The sequence below is a fragment of the Nocardia sp. CC213A genome (assembly GCF_030766805.1).
Lineage (GTDB): Bacteria > Actinomycetota > Actinomycetes > Mycobacteriales > Mycobacteriaceae > Nocardia > Nocardia otitidiscaviarum.
Window position 1 is genome coordinate 48,044 of the sequence record NZ_JASFXA010000013.1, and the last position, 14,863, is coordinate 62,906.

Annotated in this window: 14 protein-coding genes and 1 tRNA gene; 11 read left to right on the top strand and 4 right to left on the bottom strand. The window is 68.6% G+C overall.

Translation table 11 applies throughout. From position 1 onward, the window contains the following. Positions 1–79 precede the first annotated feature (79 nt). The 7 genes from QJS31_RS23000 (at position 80) to QJS31_RS23030 (ending at position 6,682) form a co-directional block, all read left to right on the top strand. Positions 80–517, top strand: a complete 438-nt coding sequence (locus tag QJS31_RS23000) for a MarR family winged helix-turn-helix transcriptional regulator (RefSeq protein ID WP_282781690.1) — start codon at positions 80–82, stop codon at positions 515–517. A gap of 151 nt (positions 518–668) precedes the next feature. Next, positions 669–992, top strand: a complete 324-nt coding sequence (gene fdxA, locus QJS31_RS23005) for a ferredoxin (RefSeq protein ID WP_029931437.1) — start codon at positions 669–671, stop codon at positions 990–992. A 9-nt stretch (positions 993–1,001) separates the two neighbouring features. Continuing rightward, positions 1,002–2,108: a succinyldiaminopimelate transaminase gene (gene dapC / locus QJS31_RS23010; protein ID WP_306357653.1), complete on the top strand. Its 1,107-nt coding sequence runs from the start codon at positions 1,002–1,004 to the stop codon at positions 2,106–2,108. Between the two features lie 91 nt (positions 2,109–2,199). After that, positions 2,200–2,273, top strand: a tRNA-Asp gene (locus QJS31_RS23015). 269 nt (positions 2,274–2,542) lie between these two features. Further along, complete coding sequence (locus QJS31_RS23020) at positions 2,543–4,066, top strand: GMC oxidoreductase (protein WP_306357654.1); 1,524 nt, start codon at positions 2,543–2,545, stop codon at positions 4,064–4,066. Between the two features lie 40 nt (positions 4,067–4,106). Continuing rightward, positions 4,107–5,741, top strand: a complete 1,635-nt coding sequence (pruA, locus tag QJS31_RS23025) for an L-glutamate gamma-semialdehyde dehydrogenase (protein ID WP_306357655.1) — start codon at positions 4,107–4,109, stop codon at positions 5,739–5,741. Further along, positions 5,741–6,682 carry a proline dehydrogenase family protein gene (locus tag QJS31_RS23030; RefSeq protein WP_282781698.1) on the top strand — a complete coding sequence of 314 codons (942 nt, stop codon included), beginning with the start codon at positions 5,741–5,743 and terminating at the stop codon, positions 6,680–6,682. The genes pruA and QJS31_RS23030 overlap by 1 nt, the downstream gene beginning before the upstream one ends. Before the next feature lie 26 nt (positions 6,683–6,708). Here QJS31_RS23030 and QJS31_RS23035 read toward each other — a convergent pair whose 3' ends face one another. Further along, on the bottom strand, positions 6,709–7,245 hold the full coding sequence (locus QJS31_RS23035) for a hypothetical protein (RefSeq protein WP_306357656.1): 537 nt from the start codon (positions 7,243–7,245) through the stop codon (positions 6,709–6,711). Positions 7,246–7,445: 200 nt separating this feature from the next. After that, the gene (locus tag QJS31_RS23040) at positions 7,446–8,312 is read right to left on the bottom strand and encodes an oxygenase MpaB family protein (RefSeq protein WP_282781702.1); all 867 of its coding nucleotides are present in this window, start codon (positions 8,310–8,312) and stop codon (positions 7,446–7,448) included. Between the two features lie 157 nt (positions 8,313–8,469). Here QJS31_RS23040 and QJS31_RS23045 point away from each other — a divergent pair, with 157 nt between their 5' ends. Further along, a complete protein-coding gene (locus tag QJS31_RS23045) occupies positions 8,470–9,102 on the top strand; it encodes a TetR/AcrR family transcriptional regulator (RefSeq protein ID WP_282781704.1) in 633 nt (210 codons plus the stop codon). 58 nt (positions 9,103–9,160) lie between these two features. Here the strand turns inward: QJS31_RS23045 and QJS31_RS23050 are convergent, their stop codons facing one another. After that, on the bottom strand, positions 9,161–10,012 hold the full coding sequence (locus tag QJS31_RS23050; RefSeq protein WP_282781706.1) for an oxygenase MpaB family protein: 852 nt from the start codon (positions 10,010–10,012) through the stop codon (positions 9,161–9,163). A gap of 134 nt (positions 10,013–10,146) precedes the next feature. Between QJS31_RS23050 and QJS31_RS23055 the strand changes: the two genes are divergently transcribed. Both QJS31_RS23055 and QJS31_RS23060 read left to right on the top strand, forming a co-directional pair. Beyond that, a complete protein-coding gene (locus tag QJS31_RS23055; RefSeq protein ID WP_306357724.1) occupies positions 10,147–11,556 on the top strand; it encodes an acyl-CoA synthetase in 1,410 nt (469 codons plus the stop codon). A gap of 52 nt (positions 11,557–11,608) precedes the next feature. Continuing rightward, positions 11,609–11,980 carry a PPOX class F420-dependent oxidoreductase gene (locus QJS31_RS23060; protein WP_306357657.1) on the top strand — a complete coding sequence of 124 codons (372 nt, stop codon included), beginning with the start codon at positions 11,609–11,611 and terminating at the stop codon, positions 11,978–11,980. A gap of 81 nt (positions 11,981–12,061) precedes the next feature. On the opposite strand, the gene dapD is transcribed toward QJS31_RS23060, so the two are convergent. Then, positions 12,062–13,018: a 2,3,4,5-tetrahydropyridine-2,6-dicarboxylate N-succinyltransferase gene (dapD, locus tag QJS31_RS23065; RefSeq protein ID WP_306357658.1), complete on the bottom strand. Its 957-nt coding sequence runs from the start codon at positions 13,016–13,018 to the stop codon at positions 12,062–12,064. Positions 13,019–13,436: 418 nt separating this feature from the next. On the opposite strand from dapD, the gene dapE reads away from it, so the two are divergent. Next, complete coding sequence (gene dapE / locus QJS31_RS23070; protein ID WP_282781711.1) at positions 13,437–14,540, top strand: succinyl-diaminopimelate desuccinylase; 1,104 nt, start codon at positions 13,437–13,439, stop codon at positions 14,538–14,540. Positions 14,541–14,863 lie beyond the last annotated feature (323 nt).

Genomic DNA, 14,863 nt, shown 5'->3' on the forward strand with positions numbered 1-14,863 from the left:
GACGCTCCAAGTAGTTATAACTCGAATGATTTGAACTAGAACTATCACAGTTCGAATGAACGCCGCTAGACTCGGTGGCATGGGTGGGCGAGACGCGGACGTGACTCGGGAAATCGACCGTGACGTGTGCAAACTCGTGCACTCGTTCACCCGTCGGCTCGATGTGCACGTGCGCCGCGCGGCGGAGGACCTCGGGCTGACACCCACGCAGGTGATCGCCCTGCGGGAGCTGTCCGAACCCGTCACCGCACGCGAACTGGCCGTTCGCATGTCGTGCGAGCCGTCGAATGTGACCTTCGTAGTGGATAGGCTGGAGGCGCAAGGACTGGTCGAGCGCACCCCGCACCCGACCGACAGGCGAGCCAAACGACTCGAGCTCACCGCCGCCGGGCAGCGCAGCCGGGATGCGGTGGTGACGCGACTGGCGAGCGGATCGCCACTGACCAGGCTCGGTGTCGCACAGCAGCGGGAGCTGCGAGAACTGCTGCGGCTGCTGGTGGCATCGGAGGACCCGTGACGAGTGCGGCCGCGCCGGTCGGCTCACCGATATCGGTGGGATAGCATTCGCCCCGAGTTAGGGCAGGCTGGCCAGTAGTAATGTTGGGGCGCCGGGATACTGTTTCGCGGGCGGAGTATCCCGCATGTGAGGACAGACTAGGAGAGCGGCAGTGCCGTACATCATCGCTGAACCGTGCGTTGACGTGAAGGACAAGGCGTGCATCGAGGAATGCCCCGTGGACTGCATCTACGAGGGCGGCCGCATGCTGTACATCCAACCGGACGAGTGCGTGGACTGTGGTGCATGTGAACCGGTGTGCCCGGTGGAGGCGATCTTCTACGAGGACGACACCCCGGATCAGTGGAGCGGTTACGTCAACGCCAATGTCGAGTTCTTCGACGACCTGGGCTCGCCCGGTGGCGCGACCAAGGTCGGCAAGGTCGACTACGACCCGCCGTTCATCGCCGCGCTACCGCCGATGGCCAGCGAGTAGGCAACAGGTTTGCGCGCGCGTGGCCGGGTCAGCTCGCTGCTGCCCGATTTTCCCTGGGACACCATCTCTTCCGCCAAGGCTCGGGCCGCCGAGCATCCCGGCGGCATCGTCGACCTGTCGGTGGGCACGCCCGTCGACCCGGTGGATCCACTGATCCGTGCGGCGCTGTCCTCGGTGGCGGAGATACCGGGTTATCCGACCACGCACGGCACCCCCGAATTGCGCACGGCCGCCGTGGAGGCGATGAAGCGGCGGTTCGGCATCACCGGCGTCGGCCCGGTCGCCGTGCTGCCCGTCATCGGCACCAAGGAGCTGATCGCCGGACTGCCGCGCCTGCTCGGGCTGGGCGCGGCGGATCTGGTGGTGATTCCGGAGGTCGCGTACCCCACCTACGAGGTGGGCGCGCTGCTGTCCGGAACCCGAATCCTGCGCGCGGACGGCGTGACTCGGCTCGGTCCGGAAGCGCCCGCCCTGATCTACGTGAACTCGCCGTCGAATCCGACCGGCAAGGTGCTCGGCGTCGAGCATCTGCGCAAGGTGGTGCGGTTCGCACGGGAACGCGGCGCGATCGTGGCCTCGGACGAGTGCTATCTGGGGTTGGCCTGGGAGGGGCGGGCGGTGTCCATTCTCGATCCCGAGGTGTGCGACGGCGACCACACCGGCCTGCTGACCATCCACTCGCTGTCCAAGACGTCGAATCTGGCCAGCTACCGCGCCGGGTACGTGACCGGTGATCCGGATCTGGTGGCGGAACTGCTGGAGGTACGCAAGCACTCCGGCATGATGCTGCCCTACCCGATCCAGGCCGCCATGACGGCCGCACTGGCCGACGACGAGCACGAGGCGCGGCAGCGGGAACGCTACCGGGTGCGCCGCGAGGTGCTGCGAAAGGCTCTGGTGGAGGCGGGATTCCGCATCGACCATTCGGAGGCCGGGCTGTACCTGTGGTGCACGCGCGGGGAGCCGTGCCGGGTGACCCTGGATCGGCTGGCCGAGCGCGGCATTCTGGCCGCCCCGGGCGAGTTCTACGGTCCGCTGGGCGCCGAACATGTGCGCATCGCGCTGACCGCGACCGATGAGCGCATCGCGGCCGCCGCGGCGCGCCTCGCCGAGTAGCGGTTTGGTCGTCTGACCAGCCGATTTCCTCCGGTGTCGAGCGGCGTGATAGCGTCTTCCACGCAGTCGGCCCGCGGGTCGGTGCGAGTAAGGCCCTGTGGCGCAGTTGGTTAGCGCGCCGCCCTGTCACGGCGGAGGTCGCGGGTTCGAGTCCCGTCAGGGTCGCAGGAATTCTCTCCGGGCGGTGAACATTCTGTTCACCCCACCCTTTTCACTCCATGATCGAAAGATTTCCGGCGTGTCCGGAATATCCCACGCGGTCGCGTTTCTCATCGCTATAACAGGTTCCCATCTACGACTCGATGAGGAGCCTGGGTTTGTCTGTTCGCACCTATGAAATGCCTGTTGGTGGTCGGTTTGGGCGGGGGGTGAGCAGGCGCGGGTTTCTAGCTGCAACGGGTTTCACTGTTGCCGCCGCGCTGGTGGGGAGGTCCATGACGCGGGCGCTGGCCGCGCCGCTGGCGGACGGGGAGACGATCCCCGCGCTCGTCATCGGCAGTGGATACGGGGGAGCGGTGGCCGCGCTGCGGCTGGCGCAGGCGGGGGTGGAGACCACCGTGGTCGAAATGGGGAAGTCCTGGGATACGCCCGGATCCGACGGCAAGATCTTCTGCCCGGTGCTGAAACCCGACGGCCGCTCGTACTGGCTGCGCGACCGTACCGACCAGCCCATCGGCTATTTCGTCGGCGGCGACTACAACAAGGACATCGAAAGGTATACCGGCGTCCTGGATTCCGAGCACTTCGGCGGCATCCGCGTCTACCAGGGCCGGGGTGTGGGCGGCGGCTCGCTGGTCAACGGCGGCATGGCGGTGACGCCCCGGCGGGAGCACTTCGCGGACATCCTGCCCTCGGTGAACGCCGATGAGATGTACAACGTCTACTACCCGCGCGCCAACAGCGGTCTGGGCGTGAACCACATCGACGAGAACTGGTTCTCCTCCGCCGAGTGCTACCAATTCGCACGGGTGGGCCGCAAGCACGCGGAGCGCTCCGGCTTCGCCTGGACCTTCGTGCCCAACGTGTACGACTTCGAATACATGAAGAAGGAGCAGGCGGGCACCGTCACCCGCTCCGCGTTGGACGGCGAGGTCATCTACGGCAACAACCACGGCAAGCGGTCGCTGGACAAGACGTACCTGGCCGCGGCCACCGGCACCGGCAAGGTCCGCATCACACCCCTGCACGTGGTGACCGCGGTATCCCCGACCGAGGGCGGCTACCGGGTGGAGATGAACCAGATCAACACCTCCGGTGCGACCGTGGCGACCAAAGCCGTTGTGGCGCAGAAGGTGTTCTTCGCGGCGGGCAGTATCGGCACCTCCAAGCTGCTGGTCGCCATGAAGGCACAGGGCAAGCTGCCCGACCTGCCCGACGCCGTCGGCGAGAAGTGGGGCAACAACGGCAATGTCATGGTGGGCCGGGCCAACCACATGTGGGACGGCACCGGGAAACTGCAATCCAGCATGCCGTGCCTGGGCATCGACAACTGGGCCGACACCGGCGGCCCGGCCTTCGCGGAGGTCGCGCCGTTCCCGGCCGGGCTGGAGACCTACGTGAGCCTCTACCTCGCCATCACCAAGAATCCCAACCGCGCCCGGTTCACCTTCAACTCCGGCACCGGCAAGGTCGATCTGAACTGGCAGACCTCGCAGAACCAGTACTCCATCGACGCCGCCAAACGCATCTTCGACAAGATCAACAAAAAGGAGGGGACGATCTACCGGACCGACCTCTTCGGCGTGTACAAGACCTGGGGCGACGACCTCACCTACCACCCGCTGGGCGGCTGCGTGCTCGGCGAGGCCACCGACAACTACGGTCGCCTGCCCGGCTACACCGGCCTCTACGTCATCGACGGCTCGCTGATACCGGGCAATACCAGCGTGAATCCCTTCGTCACCATTACCGCACTGGCCGAACGCAATATCGAGAACATCGTGGCGAACGACCTGTGAGTCGGCGGCGTCCGTAGCCGGGGACGCGTTAGCCTGGGATATGGACGCTGTCACGGTTGTCCCCCTTCCCGGTAACGAACCGGTGCACTCCTACGCGCCGGGAAGCCGCGAACGCGCGCTGCTGCGTGATCGACTCTCCGAACTCTCCGCCGAGACGGTGGATGTGCCGCTGGTGATCGGCGGCAAACACCAGCCCGGCGGCGGCGAGCGGCACCACATCGTGATGCCGCATCGACACCGGCACGTGCTGGGGACCTACACGAATACCACCCACGACGAGGCCAGGACCGCCGTCGAAGCCGCGACGGCCGCGGCGGCGGACTGGCGGGCGCTGCCCTTCGACGAACGGGCGGCCGTCCTGCTGCGGGCCGCCGACCTGCTGGCCGGGCCGTGGCGGGAGAAGATCGCCGCCGCCACCATGCTGGGCCAGTCCAAGACCGCACAGCAGGCGGAGATCGACGCACCCTGCGAACTGGTGGACTTCTGGCGCTTCAATGTGGCCTTCGCCCGCGGGATTCTCGAGCAGCAGCCGCAATCCTCGGCGGGAGTCTGGAACCGCATGGACTACCGGCCGCTGGAGGGGTTCGTCTACGCCATCACCCCCTTCAACTTCACCGCCATCGCCGGCAATCTGCCCACCGCACCGGCACTGATGGGCAATACGGTGGTGTGGAAACCCTCGCCCACCCAGACGCTGTCGGCCTACTACGTGATGAAACTGCTGGAAGCCGCCGGGATGCCGCCGGGGGTCATCAATATGGTCACCGGTGACGGGGTGCGGCTGTCGGAGGTGGCGCTGACCGATCCGCGGCTGGCCGGGATCCACTTCACCGGCTCCACCCGCACCTTCCAGTACCTGTGGCAGCGGGTGGGCGCGAATATCGGCAACTACCGGGGCTATCCGCGCCTGGTGGGCGAGACCGGCGGCAAGGACTTCATCGTCGCGCACGCCTCCGCCGACCCGGACGCGTTGCGCACCGGGCTGATTCGCGGAGCCTACGAATACCAGGGGCAGAAGTGCTCGGCGGCCTCACGCGCCTACATCGCCGCATCGGTGTGGCAGCGCATGGGGGACGAGTTCCTCGCCGAGGTCGAGAGGCTCAGCTACGGTGACGTGGCCGATCTGTCGAATTTCGGTGGGGCCGTGATCGATCGGCGCGCCTACGACAAGAGCGTCGCGGCCATCGAGCGGGCCCGGGAGCGCGGGGTCACCATCGCGGCCGGCGGTACCTACGACGACAGCGAGGGGTACTTCATCCGGCCGACGGCGCTGCTCACCGACGATCCGACCGATGAAGCCTTCAGCACCGAGTTCTTCGGCCCCATCCTCGCGGTGTACGTCTACGACGACGGCAATCCGGACGCCTACGCCGATGTGCTCGCCGAGGTCGATTCCGCCGCGCCCTACGCGCTCACCGGAGCCGTCTTCGCCACCGACCGCCAGGCCGTCGACCAGGCGTCGGCCGCACTGCGATTCGCGGCGGGCAACTTCTACGTCAACGACAAGCCCACCGGCGCGGTGGTCGGCCAGCAGCCCTTCGGCGGGGCCCGCGCCTCCGGGACCGACGACAAGGCCGGGTCCTATCTCAACCTGCTGCGCTGGGTCGCGCCGCGCTCACTGAAGGAGACCTTCGTTCCGCCAACGGATTACCGCTACCCGCATATGGAGGTGTGATGAATCCCCTGCGTCCGGTGATCCTCGCCGCGGCCGGATCCGATCGGTTGCGGCGGCTGGTGGCCTCGGCACCCGTCACCGCCGGGGTGGTGCGCCGGTTCGTGGCGGGGGAGACGCGTGCCGAACTGGTTCCGGTGCTGCGCGCACTGCTCGCCGACGGGCGCGCGGTCAGCGTCGACTTCCTGGGGGAGTACACCACCGAGCGAGCCATGGCCGACGCCGCGGTGGCGGAGTACGTGGCGCTCATCGACGATCTTGCCGCGCTCGGCGGCGAGCAGGGAACCGTTCCACGCGTGGAGGTTTCGGTGAAGCTCTCCGCGCTGGGGCAATCGCTCGGGCAGGACGGGCCGGCCATCGCCATCGAGAACCTGCACAAGCTGTGCGCCAAGGCCGAGCAGTCGCGGGTGTGGGTGACCGTGGACGCCGAGGACCACACCACCACCGAGGAGACCCTGGCGGCGGTGCGCCAGCTGCGGGCGGAATTCCCGTGGCTGGCGGTCGCGGTGCAGACCTATCTGCGGGCGGCCGAGGGCCGCTGCCGGGAGTTGGCGGGGGCGCGTATCCGGCTGTGCAAGGGCGCGTACCAGGAGCCCGCGACGGTGGCGTACCAGCAGCGCGCCGAGGTGGACGCCTCGTATCTGGAATGCCTGGACGTGCTCATGCGCGGCGACGGCTATCCCATGGTGGCCTCGCACGATCCGGCCATGATCGCGGCCGCGCTCACCGAGGCGGCCGAATACGGCCGGGGCGCGGGAGAATTCGAGTTCCAGATGCTGTACGGGATTCGCGACGCCGAACAGCGTCGGCTGGTCGAGGAGGGGCACACCGTGCGCGTGTACGTGCCCTACGGTGGCCAGTGGTACGGGTACCTGATGCGGCGGCTCGCCGAGCGACCCGCCAACCTGGGTTTCTTCCTGCGGGCGCTCGCCGAGCGGAGCTGACGGGCGGATCACAGGATCGACTCGTGTCACCACCGGTGCGCCACGTCGATCACCACGCGCCCGGGGGATTCCAGGGTGAATACGCGGAATGGCAGCCGGGCCCGCACGCCGAGCCCGATCGTGGTCTGCCCCTCGGAACTGCCCGCCCAGGCGACCTGCCGGAAGGTCCGGTAGCCCCGCACGTCCACCAGACAGGTGCGGTCGGCGGGCAGCGAGTACGTGGGGCGGAACTCGCTGTCATAGGCGGGGGCATGCACGAGGATGCTCAGGAATGCGCCTCCACGCAGCGGTACCGGCTGGCCGGAACCGTCCGCTGTCACCTGATCCACGTAGCGCACCGTGTAGCCGGCGGGCGAATGGTTCAGGTCGAGAACGAGGCGGTCGAAGCACTCATGGCGTCCCGACCGGATATCGGTGAGCTCCGCGTATCCCCACCCCGAATCGCTCTTGTCCATCGACCCCCAGTAGATCCCGCAGTAGGGTTCGGCGGCCGCCCGGGGCGCGAGCAGGAGCAATCCGCTCAGCAGGGCGAATATGGCGAACAGGACGGCCGGGCGGCTCATGGCGAATCCTTCGACACGGTGGAGACTTCCCTCCGTTCATCGGACGAACATGAGCACGCGGTACGCCACGCACCGGTCGGGGGCGATTCGAGGCCGAACCGTCGCCCGGCCGGGGCCGGATCGCCTTCGTGTGATGCCACGGTGACCAAGTCGTGGCCCCGCCGATGCCCAGGTCGGGCCAGAGCTTCGGACCTGGTCGTCTAGACCAGCGGCAGGCCCAGTCGTCGACGCAGCCGCATATCGGCGAGGTAGAAGTTGAACGGGAACAGGCGCAGCGGGACCGGCAGGCGGGTCCACACCGTGGCGATGGCGCGCAGCATGGCGCCGAAGACGCGCTCGTCGCGGGCGGTCCAGGTCATGTGCATCTGATCGCGCAGGTGCTGGGGCAGCAGGGCCGTCACGATGAAGCGGTGCGGGCGGCCGAAGACCAGCTGGAGCGGGCGCGGCAGCATCTTCAGGTCGGTGAGGTCGTTGAAGTAGCGCCGGGTGGGCTCGTCGATGGTGTGCGTGGGCAGGGTCGCGTCCCAGTAGGCGTAGAACTGCTCGCGGGTGGCGGGCCACATCTCCGGGCGCATCTGCAAGGTGGTGCCCAGGCGGGCGCAGTACCGGTAGAACGACTCCGCCACATCGGGTTTCATGGGGCCGCGCATGCGGTGGTAGAGGTCGTCCACACCCCAGTAGAGGCAGGCCGCGACCCACAGTTGGAGTTTCGGATCGAAGGCGTTGTACTTCACCGGGCTGGTCGGTCTGGTGCGGATGGTGCGATGCGAGCGGTTGACGGCCTCGCGGTAGTCCGCGCGGTCGCGGTCGTCGCCGAGCCAGGCGACGGCGAGGTAGGTGAGCGTGGTGCGCAGTCGCTTGATCGGGTGCACGGTGATCGCGCCGCTGCGCACATCGCTCTCCATGACGCCGTAGGCGACCGGCTTCAGCGACAGCTGCATGATCACGTTGGCCGCGCCGCCGAGGAAGGCTGCCACGCCGTCGATGTGCTCGCGCACTGTTTCCGGGGTGAACGGTTCGGGTATATCAACCGGTTGGTACTCCGAGTTGCGCAGAGGGGCGGTCATCGTTGACTCGTCTCCTTGTCTCGCTCTCCGCCTCGCAGTCGCGCCGCGGAGAGAGTATGAGAATTATCTCCTCGCACCTTCTCACTCCGGGCGGGCGGTGTCAATGTGCGATGATTTGTGTGTCATCGTGTCGCCGCACCGAGAGGGGATCGGGTACATGGCCAAACTGGCCAAACTGCTGCCGTTGGTGCGCGGATCGGGGCCCGAGGACCGCAATCAGGCCACCGTGCTCGATGCCGCCCTGCTGGCCTTCCTGGACTTCGGCATCAAGCGCACCAGCATGGTCGAGGTGGCGCGGCGCGGCGGACTGTCGCTGGCCACCCTGTACCGGCGCTTCGCGGGCAAGAACGACCTCATCCAAGCCGTCGGGTTGCGGCAGACCCGGCAGTTCATCGACTCCGTGGACGCCGCCATCGCCAGCGAGATCGAGCGCGACGCCAGCGCCGAGGATCAGATCGTCGCGCTGTTCACCGCCTTCATCGAAGGTCTGCGCGGCAACAAGCTGCTGGTGCGGCTGCTCAGTACCGAGCCGGAGATGGTGCTGCCGTATCTCACCGTGCAGGGTGCGCCGGTGATCGAACTCGGCCGCGACTACCTGGCCGAGTTCATCACCCGCTTGCAGTCGGAAGGCAAACTGCCGCACTACGATCCGATGCCGCTGGCCGAGATGATCGCGCGCACCGCACTGTCCATGGCGCTGACCCCGCAAACGGTCATCCCGCTCGACGAGCCGGAGAAGCTACGCGAATTCGCCGTCGAGCACGTGGTTCCCGGGTTCCGGCTGGTCTGATCCGGGTCGGTGGGCCGAGCCCGCCCGGAGGCATCGGACCGGCCGATGTGCGGCCCGCTCAGACGAGACGCAAACCCAGGCGGCGGCGCACCCGCATATCCGTCAGATAGAAGTTGAGCGGGAAAGTGCGCACCGCCGTGGGCAGGTGGTCCTCGACGCGGCCCAGCGTGCGCAGCATGCGGGCCAGCGCGCGGTCCTGGCGCGGCGACCAGGTCATCCCCATCTCGTCCCGCAGATGCTGGGGCAGCAGGCCGGTGACGAAGAAGCGGTGGGTCGGCCCGAAGGCCAGCTGGAACGGGCGCGGCAGCATCTTCAGGTCGATCAGATCGTCGAAGTAGGCGTGCACCGTCGGATCGATGGTGGCGCGGGCCAGTTGCTCGTCCCAGTAGCGGTCGAAGTCCGCGCGCGTGGGCGGCCACATCTCCGGACGCATCTGGAGCGTGGTGCCCAGCCGGGCGGAGTAGTGGTAGAAGGCGTCGGCGGTGGCATCGTCCATGGGGCCGTGCATGCGCTGGTAGAGATCCCGTGCGCCCCAGTAGAGGCAGGCCGCCACCCAGAGCTGGAGCTTCGGATCGAAGGCGTTGTACTTCACGGGGCTGCCCGGGCGGGAGCGGACGTGGCGGTGCGAGGTGTCCACGGCGGCGCGGTACGCGGCCCGCTCGTCCTCGCTGCCCAGCATGGCCACGGCGAGGTAGGTGACGGTGGTGCGCAGTCGCTTCACCGGATGCTTGAAGACATTGCCGCTGTCGACCGGACTCTCCACCACGCCGTAGCCGACCGGTGGTTGGGACAGCTGCATGATCACATTGGCCGCCCCGCCGAGCAGGCCCGCGGCCCCGTCGATGAACTGCCGGATATCGATCGGCGGCAGGTCCGGTTCGTGCGCGGGCAGGCGCAGGGGACTGGTCATCGTTGACCCCATTCTCGATGAGAAGGTTATGCACATACTTTCTTACCCGCTCAGGAGCGTGTCAACCGTTCCGGCCGAATCGTGATGACCTCGATCCGGGCAGTACCGTTGGCGTCGTGTCGTATGGGTCGCCGCTGCTGTTGAGCTCGTTGAATCCCGCCGCCGTCGCCGCCGGGGACGATATTCCCGATGCCGTCACCATCGACGGCGTGACGCTGTCGCGCGGCGATCTGCTGGGCGCGGCCACCTCCGTCGCCGAACGGGTGGCACGGGCGCAACGGGTGGCCGTGCTGGCCGAGCCGACCGTCACCACCGTGCTGGCCGTGGTCGGCTGCCTCATCGCCGGGGTCACCGTGGTGCCGGTGCCGCCCGACGCGGGCAACGCCGAACTGGCGCACATCCTGGCCGACTCGGGGGCGCAGGCGTGGCTGGGGAAGGCTCCCGAAGGCAGCGCGCTGCCGGTGGTGCCGGTGCGCAAACACGCCCGCTCCTGGCATACATATGCCGAACCCGACCCCGGTGCAACGGCTTTCATCCTGTACACCTCCGGCACCACCGGCGCGCCCAAAGGCGTGATGCTGAGCCGCCGGGCCGTCGCCGCCGGGCTGGACGCGCTCGCCGAGGCGTGGGGGTGGACCGCGAACGACGTGCTGGTGCACGGGCTTCCGCTGTTCCACGTGCACGGGCTGATCCTCGGCGTGCTGGGGCCGCTGCGGGTGGGCAGCCCGCTGATCCACACCGGCAAGCCGACGCCCGAGGCGTACGCGCAAGCGCGGGGGACCATGTACTTCGGCGTTCCCACCGTGTGGTCGCGGGTGGTCGAAGCGCCCGAGGCGGCACGGGAACTGGCGTCCGCGCGGGTGCTGATCTCCGGGAGCGCGCCGCTGCCGGTGCCGGTGTTCGAGCGGCTGCGGGAACTCACCGGGCACGCGCCGATCGAGCGCTACGGCATGAGCGAAACCATGATCACCCTGTCCACCCGGCCGGACGGGGAGCGGCGGCCCGGATGGGTCGGCACCCCGGTCGCCGGAGTCGAGACCCGGCTGCGCGACGAAGCCGGAAATCCGGTGCCGCACGACGGAGAAAGCGTCGGCGGACTACAGGTGCGTGGACCCATGCTGTTCGACGGCTATCTGAACCGGCCCGAGGTGACCGCCGAGAACTTCACCGCGGACGGCTGGTTCACCACCGGGGACGTGGCGGTCATCGACCCCGACGGCTTCCACCGGATCGTGGGCCGGGAATCGGTGGACCTCATCAAATCCGGCGGCTACCGGATCGGCGCCGGGGAGATCGAGACCGCGCTGCTGGGACATCCCGCCGTCGCCGAAACCGCCGTGGTCGGCGTGCCGGACGACGATCTCGGACAGCGCATCGTCGCCTTCGTGGTGCTGCGCGACGGGCATGCCGAGGCCATTGAGCAGCGGCTCATCGACCATGTGGCGGAAGAGCTCTCGGTGCACAAGCGTCCGCGTGAGATCCGGGTGGTCACGTCGCTGCCGCGCAATGCCATGGGCAAGGTGCAGAAGAAGCTGCTGCTGTGAGATGAGGCGGTGGGTTGACCTCGAGCATGCTCGAGGTTCTACCGTCACACCTATGGTCGCAACGCTCACCCCCGCCCAGATCGACTATCTCCGCAGCCAGCGGCTCGGCCGCCTGGCCACCATCCGCCCCGACGGCTCCCCGCAGAACAACCCGGTGGGCTACCGCTACGACGAGATCCTCGGCGTGATCGACATCGGCGGCTACCGCATGGGCGCCACCCAGAAGTTCCGCAACCTCGACAAGGAGCAGCGGGTGTCCCTCGTGGTCGACGACATCAAGTCGCTCGACCCCTGGGAGGTCCGCTGCCTCGAAATCCGCGGCACCGCAGTCCCATTGCGCGATGTGGACCCCTATGCCGAGGGAATGTCGCGCGAACTCATCCGCATCACCCCCGAGCGAGTTCTGGCCTTCGGCATCGACTGAGCGGGTTCCGAGCGGTCGCGCTGTCTTGAATACGACAGTGCCCCCACGGTTCTCACCGCGGGGGCACCGATCGATCGTGGATCAGTCGTTGGCGTGCAGGGCGGCGTTGAGTTCGATGCCGGTGCCCTTGCGGGGCACCACCTCGACCGCGCCGGAGACGGAGTTGCGGCGGAACAGCAGGTTGGACTTGCCGCTCAGATCGGCGGCCTTGATGGTGCCGCCGTCCGGGAGGGTGACCTTGGTGCCCGCGGTGACGTAGAGGCCCGCCTCCACCACGCAGTCGTCGCCGAGGGAGATGCCGATACCGGCGTTCGCGCCGAGCAGGCAGCGCTCGCCCAGCGAGATGACCTGCTTGCCGCCGCCGGACAGGGTGCCCATGATGGACGCGCCGCCGCCGATGTCGGAGCCGTCGCCCACCACCACACCGGCGGAGATGCGGCCCTCGACCATGGAATTGCCGAGGGTGCCCGCATTGAAGTTCACGAAGCCCTCGTGCATGACCGTGGTGCCGGAGGCCAAGTGCGCGCCCAAGCGGACGCGGTCGGCGTCGGCGATGCGCACCCCGGAGGGGACCACGTAGTCGACCATGCGCGGGAACTTGTCCACGCCGTACACGGTGACCGGGCCGCGGGCGCGCAGGTTCAGGCGCACCAGCTCCAGCTCCTCCAGCGAGCAGGGGCCGTGGTTGGTCCACGCCACATTGGCCAGGTGGCCGAAGATGCCGTCCAGGTTCAGGCCGTGCGGCCTGACCAGGCGATGCGAGAGCAGGTGCAGGCGCAGGTAGACGTCGTGGGTGTCAACCGGCGCGGCGGCCAGGTCGGCAATGCTGGTGCGCACCACGACCACCTCCACCCGGCGGGCCTCATCCGGACCCGCGACCTGGGCGAACTTGGCGTACTCGACATCGGAGGCGTCCAGGCGCGCGGTGCCGGTCTCGGCGACCTCACCCAGCTCCGGGTACGGATACCAGGTATCCAGAACCGTCCCGTTGGCGGTGATGGTGGCGAGGCCGACTGCTGATGCTCCCTGAGTGCTCACGTCCCCAGAGGTTACCCGGCGGCAGCCGCCGGGTGGTGGCCCACACCCCGCGCCCCGGTATCCCGCGCGCTCGCGACAACCGCCGACCCGCTCCCGGAGCGGTGCCCGCGGTGGGTGCGTCGGGCGGGCGAGTTACCCCGCCCGCGGCGGGTGAATCGAGCGATGAATAGCTCCGGCCGCGGTGATGCGCGCCCGCATGGTGCCCTGGCAGCCCGCCTCCGCCCAGCCGCCGCCCGGCTCGGTGAACAAGCCGGGCGGTGAGGCCGTTGGTCGGTGCCGGGCGGCGAGTCGGTGCCGGGCGGTGGTGAGTCGGTGTCGGGTGGTGAGTCGGTGTCGGGCGGTGGTGAGTCGGTGTCGGGTGGTGAGCCGGTGTCGGGCCCTGAGTCGATGTCAGGCGGCGAATCAATACAGTGGGGGCGTGACCATCGATCTGCGCGCCGACCCCATCGCCCTCACCGCCGCTCTCGTGGATATCCCCAGCGTGTCCAAGGACGAGGCGGTCATCGCGGACACCGTCGCCTGGGCACTGCGGGAGCAGACCGAAGGGTTCGAGATCCTGCGGCACGGGAACACCGTGCTGGCGCGCACCAATCGCGGACTGCCGACCCGGGTGATCCTCGCCGGACATCTGGACACCGTGCCGATCGCCGACAATGTGCCCGGCCATTTCGTGGAGGGCGAGAACGGGGAGCGGCTGCTGTACGGCTGCGGCAGCGTGGACATGAAATCCGGCGACGCGGTGTTCCTGCACCTGGCCGCCACCGTCGCCGAACCGGTGCACGATCTGACCCTCATCTTCTACGACTGCGAGGAGATCGCCGCCGAGTTCAACGGGCTCGGGCGGATCGAGCGGGAACTGCCGGAATGGCTGGACGGTGACCTCGCGATCCTCGGCGAGCCGTCCGGCGGCTGGGTGGAGGCGGGCTGTCAGGGCACGCTGCGGGCACGCATCACCACCGCCGGGGTGCGGGCGCATTCGGCGCGGGCGTGGCTGGGCGACAATGCCATTCACCGGCTGGCCCCGGTGCTGGAGCGGATGGCGGCCTATCGGGCGCGGGAGGTCGACATCGACGGCTGCCTGTACCGCGAGGGTCTGTCGGCGGTGCGGATCTCCGGCGGGGTGGCGGGCAATGTGGTGCCCGACGCCGCCGAGGTGGACGTGAACTTCCGCTTCGCCCCCGACCGCACCCTGGACGAGGCCACCGAGCACGTGCGCGCGGTCTTCGACGGACTGGATATCGCTTTCGAGCGCACCGACGGCGCCCCCGGAGCCCTGCCCGGCCTGTCCGCCCCCGCGGCCAAGGACCTCATCGGGATCGTGCACGCCCACGGCAGCGGCGGCGTCCGCGCCAAGTATGGCTGGACCGACGTCTCCCGCTTCGCCGCCCGCGGCATCCCCGCCGTCAACTTCGGCCCCGGCGACCCCAACCTCGCCCACAAACGCGACGAACACCTCCCCGTCACCCAGATCACCCAGGTAACCGCCATGCTCCGCAGCTACCTCACCGGCGACAAGGCGTAACCTCGACGGCCGCCGCGACTGAGCCGCTGCCAGCGAAGCCCCACCTCCGAGGCCGCCGCAGCGATAGAACGCCGCGCACAGAGGTGCTCCGGCGGCCGGTCCAGCGTGTGGGGCCCTCGCGGCCGGTCTCGTGTGCGCGGACTCCGCTGACACGACAACTTCTGGAGCAGCGCCCCGACTCACCACATCCCGAACAACCACACTCCGGGGCTCGCGGCGCGTCCCGGTTCTGGACTGACCGGAGCGGAGGAGCGAAGCGGGGGAGCGGAGGGAGGGAAGAACCGGGACTTTCAGCGCCGCGAGCCCCGCCCGGAGCGAAGCGG

Bases quoted from the DNA above. Each gene is read 5' to 3' on its own strand.
- QJS31_RS23000 (WP_282781690.1), top strand. From the start codon at position 80: ATGGGTGGGCGAGACGCGGACGTGACTCGGGAAATCGACCGTGACGTG.
- QJS31_RS23020 (WP_306357654.1), top strand. From the start codon at position 2,543: ATGACGCGGGCGCTGGCCGCGCCGCTGGCGGACGGGGAGACGATCCCC.
- pruA (WP_306357655.1), top strand. From the start codon at position 4,107: ATGGACGCTGTCACGGTTGTCCCCCTTCCCGGTAACGAACCGGTGCAC.
- QJS31_RS23030 (WP_282781698.1), top strand. From the start codon at position 5,741: ATGAATCCCCTGCGTCCGGTGATCCTCGCCGCGGCCGGATCCGATCGG.
- QJS31_RS23035 (WP_306357656.1), bottom strand. From the start codon at position 7,245: ATGAGCCGCCCGGCCGTCCTGTTCGCCATATTCGCCCTGCTGAGCGGA.
- QJS31_RS23040 (WP_282781702.1), bottom strand. From the start codon at position 8,312: ATGACCGCCCCTCTGCGCAACTCGGAGTACCAACCGGTTGATATACCC.
- QJS31_RS23045 (WP_282781704.1), top strand. From the start codon at position 8,470: ATGGCCAAACTGGCCAAACTGCTGCCGTTGGTGCGCGGATCGGGGCCC.
- QJS31_RS23050 (WP_282781706.1), bottom strand. From the start codon at position 10,012: ATGACCAGTCCCCTGCGCCTGCCCGCGCACGAACCGGACCTGCCGCCG.
- QJS31_RS23060 (WP_306357657.1), top strand. From the start codon at position 11,609: ATGGTCGCAACGCTCACCCCCGCCCAGATCGACTATCTCCGCAGCCAG.